Origin of the sequence: Micromonospora citrea (genome assembly GCF_900090315.1) — a bacterium.
In the GTDB taxonomy this organism is placed as follows: Bacteria; Actinomycetota; Actinomycetes; order Mycobacteriales; family Micromonosporaceae; genus Micromonospora; species Micromonospora citrea.
This window is the reverse complement of record NZ_FMHZ01000002.1, coordinates 3752501-3767772: the sequence shown is the minus strand read 5'-3', so window position 1 is coordinate 3767772 and position 15272 is coordinate 3752501. Positions and strand designations below refer to the sequence as shown.

Genomic DNA, 15272 nt, shown 5'->3' with positions numbered 1-15272 from the left:
CGGTAGGAGTAGCGTGGACAACTCCGACACCCCCTCGCGCCACGTGCTGTTCCTCAACTGGCGCGACACGACGAACCCGGAGGGCGGCGGCTCCGAGGTCTACGTCGAGCGCATCGCCGCCGAACTCGTCGCCGCGGGCCACCGGGCCACCCTGCTCTGCGCCGCGCACGGCAACGCCGGCCCGGCCGAGACCACGCCCACGGGCGTACGCGTGCTGCGCCGCGGCTCCCGGATGACGGTCTACGCCCGGGCGGCCCTGACCTGCCTGGCCGGCCGGTTCGGCTTCGGTCCGCTGGGCCGGCGGGGCCTCGGCCGGCCGGACCTGGTCGTCGACGTCTGCAACGGCGTGCCGTTCTTCGCCCCGCTCTACGCGGGCCGCCCCGTGCTCGCCCTGGTCCACCACGTGCATCGGGAGCAGTGGCCGGTGGTCTTCGGCCCGAAGATGGCGCGGCTGGGCTGGTGGATCGAGTCGTGGCTGGCGGTCCGGCTCTACCGCCGCTGCCGCTACGTGACGGTGTCGGAGGCGAGCCGCGCGGAGCTGGCCGCCCTGGGGGTGGGCGCGGAGCGGATCGACGTGGTGCCCAACGGGACGCCACCGGTGACCGGCCCGCCGCTGCCCCGCACGCCGCACCCGTCGCTGCTGGTGCTCGGCCGGCTGGTGCCGCACAAGCGGGTGGAGATCGCGCTGCGTACGGTCGCGGAGCTGGTCGGCGAACTGCCCAACCTGGAGCTCGTGGTGGCCGGCCAGGGCTGGTGGGAACAGCCGCTGCGGGAGATGTCCGAATCACTCGGCATCGCCGACCGCGTCCGTTTCACCGGTTTCATCAGCGAGGAGGAGAAACACGCCGTGCTCTCCTCGTCCTGGGTCGCGCTCACCCCGTCGCTCAAGGAGGGCTGGGGGCTGACCATCGTGGAGGCCGCCGCCCGCAGCACCCCCACCGTGGCGTTCCGCTACGCCGGCGGCGTCGCCGAGGCGATGGTCGACACCGAGACGGGCCTGCTCGTCGACGACGAGGAGGAGTTCACCGCCCGGGTCCGCGAGTTGCTCGCCGACGACGTGCGGCGCAAGGCGATGGGTGAGGCGGCGCTGGTCCACGCGGCCCGCTTCACCTGGGCGGCGACGGGCGCGCGGTTCGCCCGCCTGGTGACGCAGGTGGCCGCCCGGCCCTGAGCCCGGAGACAGGAAGAAGGGCGCCCGCGTCGTGGGCGCCCTTCTTCGTCGTGGTTCAGCGCGTGCCGTACAGCGGAGCCTCGGTCCCCTGCTCACTCACCTTCGAGTTGGCGGCCTCCTTGGCGGACGGGCTGAGCGCATTCGCCAGTCCGACGCTCCCGAGCAGGCCGAGCACGACCCCGAGTACTCCGACGGCGACGAACGCGGGCAGGTTCCTCATCCACCTTCTCCTTCCGCGGGACTCGCGTGCCGGGACGCTACCACGCGGTAGCCTACCCGCGCAGTGGCCGAAAAAACGATCCCCATCACCACCGTTCCGGCCAACACGTGGGCCAGTCCCACCGGGCCGGGCCGGGCCGTCGCGGCCGGTGGCGACCAGTCCGGGTTCTCGTAGAGCGTCAGGTCGGGTCCCGCGTGGACGACCCGCAGACCGGCCAGCGCGGCCGGGTCCGGTGCCGGGCCGGCCGCCCGCTGCACCAGCACCCACCGGGCCCCGGTCGTCGACAGCGGCGCACCGGCGGCGAGCACGTCCCGCACCCGCGCGGCGCGCGGATCCTCGCCGGCCACCGCGACGCCACCCACCCGGAGCGTGTCGTCGATCAGCACCGGCACGGCGAGATACCGGGGCGCCGGGTCGATGACCACCCGGCCGTGGTTCCACGGATGGCTCTGATACTCCTGGAACGGCAGCGAGACCACCTCGCCCGGCCGCTCGGCGGTCAGCCGCGCCGCCGTCGCCCAGTCCGCCGGCCAGGTGACCGGCCGCAGCCGGCCGGCCCCGCCGAAGGCCAGGTCGGGCAGGAGCGCCACCGGCAGCAGCGCCGCGCCGACCAGCACCACCTGAGCGGTCGCCGCGTCGAAGCGGGCCGCCAACCGGTCCGCGAGGCGTTCCGCGCCGAGCGCGCCGGCCAGCGCCAGCGCCAGCGCGTACGGCAGCAGCAGCTTCTGGCCGTCCCGCACCAGGCCGGCACCGGGCACGGTGGCGACCAGCCAGCCCAGCAGGCCCGCGCCACCGGGCAGCACCCCGAGCGCCGCCGCCAGCCACGACGCGGCGGCGAGCAGGCCGAACCGATCGGCGACCGACGACGGCCAGCGCCGGCGCAGCAGCGGGAATCCGTACCCGGCGACGGCCAGCAGCAGCGCGGTGACCAACGGGACCAGCACCACGCCCCGCGACGCCGGGGTGGTCTGCCCGTTCCAGATGCCGCCCGTGCCCGCCAGCGCCGCCAGTGGGCCGGCCCAGTTCTCCGCGCGCGCGGCGAACGCCGCCACCCCGGCCGGGTCGGACCGGCCGGCCCCGCCGCTGGCGAGGCCCGCCACCAGCCACGGCGCGTTGAGCAGCACCGTCAGCCCCACCCCCAGCGACGTCGACCGGGCCGCCGCCGGATACCGCCCGGGCAGCAGCACCGCGACCGCGACCAGGGCGAGCGCCCCGCCGGTCGGCGTGATCGCGGACGCCGCCGCCGCGAGCAGCAGCCGGGGCAGCCCGCCCCGGCCCGCCCGCACGTCGAGCGCCGCCCGCACCAGCCAGGGCAGCGCGGCGTACGCGACCAGCAGCCCCCACTGCCCGATGAGCAGCCGTTCGGCCAGGTACGGCGTCCAGGCGTACCCGACGGCGGCCACCACGCGGACCGCGACCCGGTCGGTCGGCACCAGCCGGGCGGCACCCAGCGCGGCGAGGTACAGGATCGCGGCCAGCACCAGCCGTTGCAGCAGCCAGCCGGGCACCGCCTGGCTGGCCAGCGCCACCACCGCGTCCTGCGGGACGGCCCGGGGCAGCGCCGAGGCCGGGGCGATCGCCTCCCAGCTCAACGCCTGCCGGGGCACGAAGACCATGTCGTAGCGGAGCACGTACCCGGGCAGGGCCAGCGGGGCGAGCACCACCGCCGTCACGGCGGCGGCCACGCCGTGCGGCACCAGCCGTTCACGCATCCCCTGGACCTCACCACTGCCGGGCGCGGCGACCGCCGCGCTGGTGGCGGCCACTGTACGCGGGCCCGTTCGACCCCCGGGAAATCCGCTGACCGGACGGGACCGCCCGGCCCGGGATGTGGCAGTCTTCCCGCCATGGCATTGACCGAGTCCGAGGTGGCCGCCCGCCGCGACGAGAGCGGGCTGTTCGGCGACTGGGTACGCGCGGACCCGGTACGCGCGATCGGCATCGCGATGATCGTGTTCAGCCTGGCCTGGCGGGCACAGGTCGCGTCCCGGGGCCACCTCGCGGTCGACGACTGGGTGCTGATCTCCCGGGCGGCGGAGGCCGACCTCACGCCGGGCTTCCTGCTGACCCTCTACAACAACCACTTCATGCCGGCGGCCCTGCTGATCACCTGGCTGGTCACCCGCGTTTTCGGTCTCGCCTACTGGCCGTACGTGCTGCTGATGACCGCCGGTCAGGCGGTGCTGGCGGTGGCCTTCTTCCGGCTGCTCCGCACGCTGGTCCGGCCGGGCCTGGCGCTGCTGGTGCCGCTCGCGGTCTTCCTGTTCAGCCCGCTCACCCTGGAGGCGGGCACCTGGTGGGCGGTGGGCGTCAACATGGTGCCGATGCAGCTCGCCATGGTGCTGGCGGTCGGCGCCCAGCTCCGCTACGCCCGCACCGGCCACCGCCGGCACCTGGTCGGCCTGGCCCTGGCGGTGGTGTTCGGGCTGCTCTTCTTCGAGAAGGCCCTGCTGGTGGTGCCGCTGGTCTTCCTGCTCACCGCGTGCCTGCTCGTCGGCGGCCCGCCGGTGCGGGCGGTACGGGAGACGGTGCGCCGCTACTGGCCGTCGTGGGCGGTGCTCACCGCCGTCGCGCTGGCCTTCGCCGGGCTCTACCTGACCCGCTCGGAGTCCTCGCTGCGCAAGCCGGACTCGCTGGGCGAGGTGCTGTCGTTCCTGTGGCAGTTGCTCAGCTCGACCGTCGTTCCGGGCCTGCTCGGCGGGCCGTGGCGGTGGATGGCGGCGGGCGACGGCGCCCCGGTGACCGCCCCGCCGGAGCTGGCCCGCTGGCTGTCCTGGGCCGTCTTCATCGCCCTGGTCGTGGTGACCGTACGGATGCGGCGGGCCGCCGGGCGGGCCTGGGTGCTGCTCGGGGCGTACCTGGCCCTGGTGGCCGCGCTGCTGGGCGCGACCCGGCTCGGCTCCGTCTACAGCGACGTGGCCGGTTCCGTGCCCCGGTACGTCAGCGACGTGGTCGTGGTGGCCGCGCTCTGCATCGGCGTCGCCCTGCTCGGCCTGGCCTCGCCCGCCGGCGGGCCGGCGGTGGACGGCGCCGAACCGCGCCCCGGCGACCCGGACGCCGGCGACCCGCCGCCGCCGGCGTTCCTCAGCCGCTACCGCGAGACGGTCAGCACCGTGCTGGTCATCGTGCTGGTCGCCGGGGGCCTCGGCGCCGCCTGGAGCACGGCCCGCTACGGCGACGAGTGGGCGGTGAAGCGGGGCCACGCCTTCCTGGAGACCGCCCGCTCCCAACTGGCCGCCGCCCCGCCCGGAACGGTGTTCCTCGACCTGCCGCTGCCCGGCGATGTGGTGCCCGCGCTCTCCGCGCCCTACAACCGGCAGTCGAAGTTCTTCCAGGCCCTGAAGGACGGCCCGGTCTTCGTCACCGGGGCGGAGGAGCCCTCCGTCTTCGACGACACGGGTCGCATCGCCCCGGTACGCGTCGACGGCCCCGCCGTCCGGCCCGGCCCCGTCGAGGGCTGCGGATACCAGCTCGTCGGTGGCCGGACCGTACGGATGCCGCTCACCGCGCCCCGGGACGACTGGTTCTGGGTGGTCCGGATCGGCTACCTCAGCTCCGCCGACACCACCGTCACCTTCCGCCTCGGCGACAGCGTCCGGGAGATTCCCGTCAGGCAGGGCCTGCACCAGTACTTCTTCGAGTTCACCGGGGGCGGCGACACCGTCGAGCTGACCGTCCCGCAACCGGGCGTGACGATCTGCACCGACGAGGTCGTCGTCGGCACCCCGATGCCGCAGCGGTGAGCTGCCGCCGCGAGCGGATCAGGCGGTTGCGCGGGTGGCCCGGACGAAGCGGGCGCCCCACTCCCGGACGTGCGCGGCGAACTCCGCCGGCGCCAGGATCTCGAACTCGGCGCCCACGTTGCCCAACGCCTGGGCGGGCCAGTCGAGGGAGGTCGAGGTCATGGTGAGTCGACACCTGTCCTGATCGACCGGCTCGATCGTGCCCCAGCGGCCGACCACCTGCCGCACCCGGGCGGCGGGCGCGTGCACCAGCACCTCGACCGTGTACGGGGCCGGCGCCCCGCTCGCCGCCTGGACGAAGGCCACGGCGTCCTCGGCCGGGAGCAGGCGCGGCCGGAAGCGCGAACCGGTCGCCGCCGGATCGGTCAGCCGGTCGAGGCGGAAACTACGCCAGTCGTGCCGGCCCAGGTCGTAGGCCACCAGGTACCAGCGTCCACGGAGCGCGACGACGCGGTGCGGCTCGACCTCGCGCTCGGTGCGCGCCGAGCCCCTGGCCGTGTAGCCGAACCGCAGCCGCTCCTGGTCCCGGCAGGCCTGGGCGACCGCGGTCAGCACCCCCGCCGCGACGACCGGCCCGGACGCGGCGGCGGAGAGGGTCATCGCCCGCAGGACGTCCACCCTGACCCGCAGCCGGGGCGGCAGCACCCGCACCACCTTGGTGAGCGCCCGTAGCGACACCTCGTCCATTCCCGCGATCCCGCTCTGCGCCGCGTCGCCGACGCCCACCGCGAGGGCCACCGCCTCCTCGTCGTCCAGCAGCAGCGGCGGCAGGACGGCGCCGGGCGCGAGCTGGTAGCCGCCGTCGGTGCCCCGGGTCGCGCCGACCGGGTAGCCGAGTTCGCGCAGCCGCTCGACGTCGCGGCGCAGCGTCCGCTCGGAGACCCCGAGCCGGTCGGCCAGCTCCGACCCTGACCAGTGCCGGTGGTTCTGCAGCAGCGAGAGCAGTCGGAGGGTCCGTGAGCTGGTGTTCGCCATGTCGACATCCTGCCTCGACTTGCGGTCAGGAACTGGCCGGAAGCCTCCCCGGAGTCGATCTCGACGCCCCCACGGCCGACCGGCTGCGGGAACTCAGCCGCTGGCTCGGCGAGGGCCGCTTCGTCCACCCGAGGGTGCCGGACACCGGCTTCACTCGGGGCGGAACAGCACCGAGTTGACGTAGCGGGGGCGCGGCCAGAGCACCCGGCGGGCGAAGCTCTGGTCGATCCGGGCGATCGCCGCGCGCTGGTGCCCGCCGAGGTCGAAGTCGGCCAGCGGCAGCCAGTCCCGCCCCGGCAGCACGTACCCCCGGTAGCCCCAGCCGGTGAGCAGCTCCAGCAGCGGCGTGACCGGCTGGATGCGCTCCTCCACCTCGATGAGCAGCACCGGCCGGTCCCGGCGGATCGTCTCCGCCGCCCCCCGCAACGCCGGCAGCTCGTGCCCCTCGATGTCCAGCTTCACGAAGCGCACGTCGGTCAGGCCGAGCGAGTCGAGCGTGATCCGGCGGACCTTCACCGGCTCGCCCTGCCGCGGATCCTCCAACGACGAGGTGCCGACGATCGCCCCGCCCTCGGGCAGATAGAGCGACGCGGTGCCGTCGTGGTCCGACACGGCCGCCTCGACGACCTCGACGGTCGGGAACGCCGCCCGCAGCTGCCGGGCCAGCGGTGGGGTGGGCTCCACCGCCACCACCCGGTCGGCGCGCCGGAGCAGCCGGGCCGTCCACGGGCCGTACCAGGCGCCGACGTCCACGGCCGTGCCGCCGCGCGGGACGAACCCGGCCAGCCGGGCCAACTCCGGCTCGACCCGGGGATAGACCCGCCGGATCCCGGCCGCGACGAGCCGTTCGGGGAGGACCGCCGCCAGCCCGGAGGTGGCTGCTGTGGTCACGCGCGTCGACGCCATGGGCCAGCACACTAGACGTTTCCCGAGCGGATGGGCAGAGGGCTGACGCAATACCCTACTGACCGGTACCGTCACCCGGGGTCGGGCCCGTTCCGGCCGCTCCGCCGGCCGCGACGCGCACGGCCCGCGCCGGACAGCAGCGCGACGTGTGGGGTGACATGGCCCGGACCACGGACACCGACGCCGGCGCCGTGCGGCTGGGCGCGGCGGGTGTCGCCGTCACCGCCGCGAGCATGCTGACCAACGGGCTGGCCTACCTGGTCCCGGTGCTGGGGGCCCGCCGGCTGGCCGCCGCCGAGCTGGGCGCGCTGGCCACCGTGCTCGCCCTCGCGGCCATCGCGGCGGTGCCCGGCTTCGGCCTGCAGATCGCCGTGGCCGCCCACCGCGCCCGTTGGGGCGCCACCGGCACCGCCCGGCTCGCGCTGCGCACGGCCGCGCTCACCGCCGGGGTCACGGTGCTGGCCGCGCCGGTGGTCAGCGTGGCGCTCCGGCTTCCGGTGGCGCTAGCCCTGCTGCTCGCGACGACCACCTTCGCCACCGTGCTGGCCGGCCGGTGGCTCGGCGAGCTCCAGGGCGACCAGCGGTTCCTGCGCCTCGCCACCGCGATGACCGTGCTCGCCGCGGGCCGCTACGGCGGGCTCGTCGTCGGGCTGGTCCTCGGCCGCGGGCCGGTCGCCTGCCTGCTGCTCGCCTCGTTGACCGGGCTGGCCGTCCTGCCCCTGCTGGCGCGCCTCGCCCGCCCGTCCGCCGAGACGGTCCAGGCCGCCGGGACGGCCGCGCCGGCCCAGGCCGCCGGGGCGGACCGCGAGCTGACCGCCCGGCACGTCATGACCGCGTGCGCCGCGTCGCTGGCGATGCTCACCATCTCGTACGCCGACCTGATCATCGCCCGCCAGCTGCTGTCCGGCGACGCCTCCGGCGGGTACGCCGTCGGGTCGGTGCTCACCAAGGGCGCGCTCTGGGCGCCGCAGGTGGTCACCGTGCTGGTGCTGCCCCGGCTCGCCCAGGGCGACCGCCGGGCCCGGCTCGCCGCGCTGGCGCTGATCCTGGCCTGCGGCGCGGCCCTCGTGGGCGCCTCCGCGTTCGCCGGCGAGCTGGCGTTCCGCCTCGCCGGTGGGGCGGGCTACCTGCACCTGGCCGGCACGGCCCCGCTCTTCGCCGCCGTCGGAGCCCTCTACGCGGTGCTCTTCATGCTGGTCAACGACCGGGTGGCGACGGGCGCCCGATGGCCCGCCGCGCCGCTCTGGGCGGCCACCGTCGGCCTCGCCGGGGCGGCGCTGCTCGTCGCCCCGCGCACGGTCGCGGGCGTGCTCACCTGCGCGCTCGCCACCGCCGTCCTGACGACGACTGTCATGGCCTGGCTGACCTTCCGCGGCGCCCGCCCCACCACCGGCGCCCCCTGACGACACCTCCGGGCGGCGTTCGGGCGCCCCGGCACGTGGCCTCCCTCCGGCGGCCCGTGCCGCCCCGGCACGTCGCCCGGTGGCGGTCCACGCCGCCCCGACGCGTTTCCCGGGTGGCGGTCCGCGCCGCCTCGGCGCGTCGTCCCGACCGGCGCGGCCCTCGGTCAGCCCTCCGCCAGCCAGCCGTGCAGGAGGTGGTGGTCGATCGAGTCGACCCGCCCCAGCGGCCGCCCGGCCGCCACCCGCTCGCGCAGCTCGGACCGCGTGAACCAGCGCGCCTCCACCAGCTCCTCGCCGTCCACCCGCACCCGTTCGGAGGCGGCGGTGGCCCGGAAGCCCACCATCAGCCCCGCCGGGAACGGCCACGCCTGCGAGCCCACGTACCGCACGTCGGTGACCGCCACCCCGGCCTCCTCGGCCATCTCCCGCCGGACGGCGTCCTCCAGGCTCTCGCCGACCTCCACGAAACCGGCGAGCGTCGAGTACGCCCCCTCGTGCGCGCCCGCGTGCCGGGCGAGCAGGCACCGGTCCGGCGCGCCCGGCGCCTCGACCAGCACGATGACCGCCGGCTCGATGCGGGGGAAGAGGAGCCGGCCGCAGTCGGCCCGGGTGCAGGACCGGACGTGCCCCCCGCCCCGCGCCTCGGTCGACGCCCCGCAGGTGCCGCAGAAGCGCTGCTGCCGGTGCCAGTGCAGCAGCCCTCGCGCGTACGCCTGGACGGCCGCCTCCGCCGGGCCGAGCCGGCCGACCAGCGCCCGGACGTCCACGGCGGTGCCCGCCCCGGCCGCCTCGACGGCGGCGGCCTCGGGCAGGCCGGAGAGGTCGGCGGCGAAGACGGCCGAGCCGTCGTCCATGCCCAGGAAGACGGTCTGGTCGGCGACGGCGAGCGCCTTCGCCGCCCGGTCGCCCGTCAGCCGCACGGGCACGTCCGCCGCGACCAGGCAGCGGTCCCGCCACAACGGCAGGACGACGCTGCCCGGGTCGGCCAACAGCGCCGCCATCCGCTCCGGGTCGGCCCGCAGCTCGCCCGCCCGGTCCAGCCACCCGCCCCCGTACGCCAGGACCACGTCGTCCGCTCGCATGCCCCTACCGTGCCACGCCCGCCGGCGCGCCCCGCGCCCGCCCCGACACGCGCTGCCCCTGCGGGCGGGGAGCAGACTGCCGCCGCGGCCGGGCGCCGGTTACCGTAGGTGTCCTCCCGGCGGGGGCGACGCGCTCCCGTCCATGTGGTAAGTCTCGATCGAGGTGACCGTGACGCTGTACGGCGAGAAGACGCCACCCGCCGACGACCGGCCGACCGTGCGGGTCACGGCGGTGACCTGGCCGGGTGACGAGCCGGAACCCGCCGTGCCCACCGGAGGGCCGGGCAGGGGCTCCCGGTCACGCCGGGTACGCCTGCTGCTCGCCGCCGGGGTCGCCACGGCGGTGCTGGGCTCCGTCGCCGGGGTGGGCGCCTACGCGTACGCCGGCGACGTGCCCCGCGGGACGACGGTGCTCGGGGCGGAGCTCGGTGGCCGGAGCCGCGCGGACGCCGCGCGGGAACTGCGGGCGGCGCTCGACCGCCGCGCCGCCGAGCTGGCGGCCCCGCTGTCGGTACGCGTCGGCGAGCGGACGGCGGAGATCGACCCGGCCGAGGTCGGCCTGACGGTCGACGTCGACGCCACCGTGGCGGCGGCGGCCGAGGCCGACGCGCACGCGGTCGACCGGCTCGTCGGGTCCCGCGCGGTGCAGCCGGTGGTGGCCGTGGACGTCGCCCGGCTCGACGCCGCCCTCAAGAAGGTGGTCGGCGACCAGGGCCGGAAGATGACCATGCCGGCGATCACCTGGAAGGGCACCACCCCGAAGGCGGTCCACCCGAAGCCGAGCCTCGCGCTCGATCCGGAGCGCTCCGCGCAGGTGGTACGCGAGGGCTGGCTGAGCCGCCAGCCGGTGACCGTGCCGCTGGTCGAGACGCACCCGGCGACCACCGCCGAGGAGGTCGACCGGCTGGTCACCGAGCTGGCGAAGCCGGCCGTCGCCGCTCCGGTCACGCTGACCACCGGCAAGGGCTCGGTGCAGATCCCGCCGAAGGCGATCGCGAAGAGCCTGCGGTTCACCGCCGACAAGACCGGCAAGCTGACCCCGCAGGTGGACGTGAAGCGGCTGCGCGCCGCGCTCGGCGACGACCTGGCGACCATCGAGGTGCCGCCGAAGGACGCCCGGATGACCATCTCCGGCGGCAAGCCGAAGGTCGTCGAGGGCCGGCCCGGTCAGCAGCTCGACAGCGCGGCCCTCGGGCGTGACCTGCTGGCCGTACTGCCGAAGGCGGAGGACCGGAAGGTGACCGGCGAGCTGAAGCCGGCCGAGCCGGAGCTGACCGCGGCGAAGCTTGCCGGGCTGGGCATCAGGGAGCGGGTCTCCACCTTCACCACCCGGTTCACCGGCGGGCTCTCCTCGCCGCGCAGCCAGAACATCATCACCATCGCCAAGGACGTGGACGGCACGGTGGTGCTGCCCGGCGAGACGTTCTCGCTCAACGGGCACACCGGCGAGCGCGGCTACGCGCAGGGCTACCGGGACGCCCCGGTCATCCTCGACGGCAAGCTGGTGCCCGGCGTGGGCGGCGGCACCTCCCAGTTCACCACCACCCTGTTCAACGCGACCTACTACGCCGGCCTGGAGGACGTCGAGCACAAGCCGCACTCGTACTGGTTCAGCCGGTACCCGGCGGTCATCGAGTCGACCATCTTCTGGCCCGACCTGGACTTCAAGTTCCGCAACAACACCGAGTACGGCGTCCTGATCGACACCTCCTACACGTCGAGTTCGATCACCGTGTCGATCTGGAGCACCAAGATCTGGGACAGCGTCAAGACCGAGTACGGCCCGCGCCGCAACATCACCCAGCCGAGGACGGTCTACCTGGAGCCGGGGCCGACCTGCATCCCGGCCAGCGGCAGCCAGGGCTTCACCCAGGACGCCTTCCGGGTCATCAAGAAGGACGGCAAGGTCGTCAAGCGGGAGAAGTTCACCTGGCGCTACGACGCCGAGCCGCGCTTCATCTGCGGGCGCGAGCCGTCCTGACGGCCGTCCGGGTTCCGCTTCCGGGAAGCCCCGCCGGCACGTCGCCGGCGGGGCTTCCTCCTGCCGTACGCGCACCGCGCCGGGTGAGTGCGCGGCGGGAGGCGGTCATGAACAGGGGCGCGGAACAGACGTCACCGTAGCTCGCCGGTGACGATCCAGAGGTGGCCCGAACGGGTCACGGATGCGACCTGAGCGCTTGCCGTAGGGGCGGTTCTCGACAGGCACGACGACCTTCGCGCCGTGGGCGACCATGCGCTCGGCCACTCCGCCCGGGTCATCGACCTCGATCTCCAGGAGACTGCGGACCCGCCGAGATCGTCCGGCGAGAGCCACCCCCACGACGAGACGGCGGGCGAGACCCGGAAGGGCCAACGACCGACACGGTGATCGACGACCGCGGGTCGGCCGTCGTCGCCCGGTGGGGCCCGGAACGTCTCCTCGGCGCCGATGCCAGAACGTCCCCCAGGTCGGCGAACGCGTACTCGGCCTCGTCGGGGCCGGCGGATTCGGGGCCGGCGGAAAGGACGCCAGAATGCGTTCAGGGCCACCCCCACAAAGGGGTGGCCCTGAACGAAAGAATGTCCGGCGGTGTCCTACTCTCCCACACCCTCCCGAGTGCAGTACCATCGGCGCTGGAGGGCTTAGCTTCCGGGTTCGGAATGTAACCGGGCGTTTCCCCTCCGCCATGACCGCCGTAACTCTATGAACATGTCAAACACACGTGGAGTGTTCGCTCGTTCAGAGTTGCACAGTGGACGCGTAGCAGCTTAGTAATCAAGTCCTCGGCCTATTAGTACCGGTCAACTGAACCCGTTACCGGGCTTACATTTCCGGCCTATCAACCCAGTCGTCTAGCTGGGGGCCTTACCCATCCAAAGGATGGTGGGATACCTCATCTTGAAGCGAGCTTCCCGCTTAGATGCTTTCAGCGGTTATCCCTTCCGAACGTAGCTAACCAGCCGTGCCCCTGGCGGGACAACTGGCACACCAGAGGTTCGTCCGTCCCGGTCCTCTCGTACTAGGGACAGCCCTTCTCAAGTATCCTACGCGCACGGCGGATAGGGACCGAACTGTCTCACGACGTTCTAAACCCAGCTCGCGTACCGCTTTAATGGGCGAACAGCCCAACCCTTGGGACCTGCTACAGCCCCAGGATGCGACGAGCCGACATCGAGGTGCCAAACCATCCCGTCGATATGGACTCTTGGGGAAGATCAGCCTGTTATCCCCGGGGTACCTTTTATCCGTTGAGCGACACCGCTTCCACACGCAAGTGCCGGATCACTAGTCCCGACTTTCGTCCCTGCTCGACCTGTCAGTCTCACAGTCAAGCTCCCTTGTGTACTTGCACTCAACACCTGATTGCCAACCAGGCTGAGGGAACCTTTGGGCGCCTCCGTTACCCTTTAGGAGGCAACCGCCCCAGTTAAACTACCCACCAGACACTGTCCCTGAACCGGATAACGGTCCGAAGTTAGATACCCAAATCAACCAGAGTGGTATTTCAAGATTGCCTCCACCCATACTGGCGTATGGACTTCACCGGCTCCCACCTATCCTACACAAGCTAACTCAGATACCAATGTCAAGCTATAGTAAAGGTCCCGGGGTCTTTCCGTCCTGCCGCGCGTAACGAGCATCTTTACTCGTAATGCAATTTCGCCGGGCCTGTGGTTGAGACAGTGGGGAAGTCGTTACGCCATTCGTGCAGGTCGGAACTTACCCGACAAGGAATTTCGCTACCTTAGGATGGTTATAGTTACCACCGCCGTTTACTGGCGCTTAAGTTCTCCGCTTCGCCCCGAAGAGCTAACAGGTCCCCTTAACGTTCCAGCACCGGGCAGGCGTCAGTCCATATACATCGAATTACTTCTTCGCATGGACCTGTGTTTTTAGTAAACAGTCGCTTCCCCCTGCTCTCTGCGGCCATACAACGCTCCACCCGCGCGGGGCTTCACGTCTCCGGCCCCCCTTCTCCCTAAGTTACGGGGGCAATTTGCCGAGTTCCTTAACCACAGTTCGCCCGATCGCCTCGGTATTCTCTACCTGACCACCTGTGTCGGTTTGGGGTACGGGCCGCTCAGAACTCGCTAGAGGCTTTTCTCGGCAGCATAGGATCACTGACTTCACCTGAATCGGCTCGGCATCACGTCTCAGCCTACATGTGCTGCGGATTTGCCTACAGCACGGCCTACACGCTTACCCCGGCACAACCACCGGCCGGGCTCAGCTACCTTCCTGCGTCACCCCATCGCTTGACTACTACCCGCCAGGTTCCCACGCTCCCCAACCTCAACCCGAAGGCCTTGGCTGGTTTGGGTGGTTAGCACAACGAGGTTCATCAGGGACGCTCTTTCGCGGGTACGGGAATATCAACCCGTTGTCCATCGACTACGCCTCTCGGCCTCGCCTTAGGTCCCGACTCACCCAGGGCGGATTAGCCTGGCCCTGGAACCCTTGGTCATCCGGCGGAAGGGTTTCTCACCCTTCTTTCGCTACTCATGCCTGCATTCTCACTCGTGCCGCGTCCACAACTGGGTCACCCCGCTGCTTCACCCCCGGCACGACGCTCCCCTACCCATCCACACACCTGCACAACACATCAAGGCGTTGCGAAGTAAAAATGTGAATGCCACAGCTTCGGCGGTGTGCTTGAGCCCCGCTACATTGTCGGCGCGGAACCACTTGACCAGTGAGCTATTACGCACTCTTTAAAGGGTGGCTGCTTCTAAGCCAACCTCCTGGTTGTCTATGCGACCCCACATCCTTTTCCACTTAGCACACGCTTAGGGGCCTTAGCTGGTGATCTGGGCTGTTTCCCTCTCGACTACGAAGCTTATCCCCCGCAGTCTCACTGCCGCGCTCTCACTTACCGGCATTCGGAGTTTGGCTGATTTCGGTAAGCTTGTGGGCCCCCTAGACCATCCAGTGCTCTACCTCCGGCAAGAAACACGCGACGCTGCACCTAAATGCATTTCGGGGAGAACCAGCTATCACGGAGTTTGATTGGCCTTTCACCCCTAACCACAGGTCATCCCCCAACTTTTCAACGTTGGTGGGTTCGGCCCTCCACGCGGTCTTACCCGCGCTTCAGCCTGCCCATGGCTAGATCACTCCGCTTCGGGTCTAGGACACGCGACTGAATCGCCCTATTCAGACTCGCTTTCGCTACGGCTCCCCCACACGGGTTAACCTCGCCACATGCCACTAACTCGCAGGCTCATTCTTCAAAAGGCACGCCGTCACCCCGCAAGGCTCCGACGGATTGTAGGCGAACGGTTTCAGGTACTATTTCACTCCCCTCCCGGGGTACTTTTCACCATTCCCTCACGGTACTCGTCCGCTATCGGTCACCAGGAAGTATTTAGGCTTACCAGGTGGTCCTGGCAGATTCACGGCAGATTTCAGGGGTCCGCCGCTACTCGGGAACACCCACAGAAGGTCAGCAACTTTCACCTACCGGACTATCACCGCCTACGGTCAGCCATTCCAGACTGTTCGGCTAGCCACTGACTTTATAACTCCTCGAACAAGTGTCAGCTTGCTCAGCAGGGTCCCACAACCCCGACCACGCAACCCCTGACAGGTATCACACGCAGCCGGTTTAGCCTCAATCCGCTTTCGCTCGCCACTACTCACGGAATCACTAATTTGTTTTCTCTTCCTACGGGTACTGAGATGTTTCACTTCCCCGCGTTCCCCCCATACACCCTATGTGTTCAGGTGCAGGTGACATCACATGACTGATGCCGGGTTCCCCCATTCGGACACCCTGGGATCACAGCTCGGTT

At 71.5% G+C, this 15272-nt stretch carries 10 protein-coding genes and 2 rRNA genes (1 of these 12 cut by a window edge); 4 read left to right on the top strand and 8 right to left on the bottom strand.

The annotated features are described in order from the left end of the window. The first annotated feature begins 13 nt into the window (after nucleotides 1-13). Nucleotides 14-1171, top strand: a complete 1158-nt coding sequence (locus tag GA0070606_RS17255; protein WP_091101106.1) for a glycosyltransferase family 4 protein — start codon at nucleotides 14-16, stop codon at nucleotides 1169-1171. A gap of 55 nt (nucleotides 1172-1226) precedes the next feature. Here GA0070606_RS17255 and GA0070606_RS32570 read toward each other — a convergent pair whose 3' ends face one another. Both GA0070606_RS32570 and GA0070606_RS17250 read right to left on the bottom strand, forming a co-directional pair. Beyond that, on the bottom strand, nucleotides 1227-1391 hold the full coding sequence (locus tag GA0070606_RS32570) for a hypothetical protein (RefSeq protein ID WP_176737344.1): 165 nt from the start codon (nucleotides 1389-1391) through the stop codon (nucleotides 1227-1229). Next, the gene (locus GA0070606_RS17250) at nucleotides 1388-3103 is read right to left on the bottom strand and encodes an MmpA family trehalose lipid delivery protein (RefSeq protein ID WP_091107837.1); all 1716 of its coding nucleotides are present in this window, start codon (nucleotides 3101-3103) and stop codon (nucleotides 1388-1390) included. The genes GA0070606_RS32570 and GA0070606_RS17250 overlap by 4 nt, the downstream gene beginning before the upstream one ends. Nucleotides 3104-3238: 135 nt before the next feature. On the opposite strand from GA0070606_RS17250, the gene GA0070606_RS17245 reads away from it, so the two are divergent. Then, nucleotides 3239-5134, top strand: a complete 1896-nt coding sequence (locus tag GA0070606_RS17245) for a hypothetical protein (RefSeq protein ID WP_245724725.1) — start codon at nucleotides 3239-3241, stop codon at nucleotides 5132-5134. A gap of 18 nt (nucleotides 5135-5152) precedes the next feature. Here GA0070606_RS17245 and GA0070606_RS17240 read toward each other — a convergent pair whose 3' ends face one another. Then, nucleotides 5153-6109, bottom strand: coding sequence for a helix-turn-helix transcriptional regulator (locus tag GA0070606_RS17240; RefSeq protein WP_091101102.1), 957 nt, complete (start codon nucleotides 6107-6109; stop codon nucleotides 5153-5155). 150 nt (nucleotides 6110-6259) lie between these two features. Then, entirely contained in the window at nucleotides 6260-7015 is a 756-nt protein-coding gene (locus tag GA0070606_RS17235) for an FkbM family methyltransferase (RefSeq protein WP_176737343.1), read from the bottom strand. Between the two features lie 158 nt (nucleotides 7016-7173). On the opposite strand from GA0070606_RS17235, the gene GA0070606_RS17230 reads away from it, so the two are divergent. Further along, nucleotides 7174-8418 carry a polysaccharide biosynthesis protein gene (locus GA0070606_RS17230; RefSeq protein WP_091101099.1) on the top strand — a complete coding sequence of 415 codons (1245 nt, stop codon included), beginning with the start codon at nucleotides 7174-7176 and terminating at the stop codon, nucleotides 8416-8418. Nucleotides 8419-8582: 164 nt separating this feature from the next. Here the strand turns inward: GA0070606_RS17230 and nudC are convergent, their stop codons facing one another. Then, a complete protein-coding gene (gene nudC / locus GA0070606_RS17225) occupies nucleotides 8583-9500 on the bottom strand; it encodes an NAD(+) diphosphatase (protein WP_091101096.1) in 918 nt (305 codons plus the stop codon). 163 nt (nucleotides 9501-9663) lie between these two features. Here nudC and GA0070606_RS17220 point away from each other — a divergent pair, with 163 nt between their 5' ends. Then, nucleotides 9664-11481, top strand: a complete 1818-nt coding sequence (locus tag GA0070606_RS17220) for a VanW family protein (protein WP_091101093.1) — start codon at nucleotides 9664-9666, stop codon at nucleotides 11479-11481. 105 nt (nucleotides 11482-11586) lie between these two features. On the opposite strand, the gene GA0070606_RS34025 is transcribed toward GA0070606_RS17220, so the two are convergent. The 3 genes from GA0070606_RS34025 to GA0070606_RS17205 form a co-directional block, all read right to left on the bottom strand. Beyond that, nucleotides 11587-11814 (bottom strand): VOC family protein, encoded by a 228-nt coding sequence (locus tag GA0070606_RS34025; RefSeq protein ID WP_425413101.1) that lies wholly within the window; start codon nucleotides 11812-11814, stop codon nucleotides 11587-11589. A gap of 247 nt (nucleotides 11815-12061) precedes the next feature. Continuing rightward, nucleotides 12062-12178: ribosomal RNA gene (gene rrf / locus GA0070606_RS17210) — 5S ribosomal RNA — on the bottom strand. Between the two features lie 73 nt (nucleotides 12179-12251). Further along, a 23S ribosomal RNA gene (locus tag GA0070606_RS17205) occupies nucleotides 12252-15272 on the bottom strand; it runs 90 nt beyond the window's last position.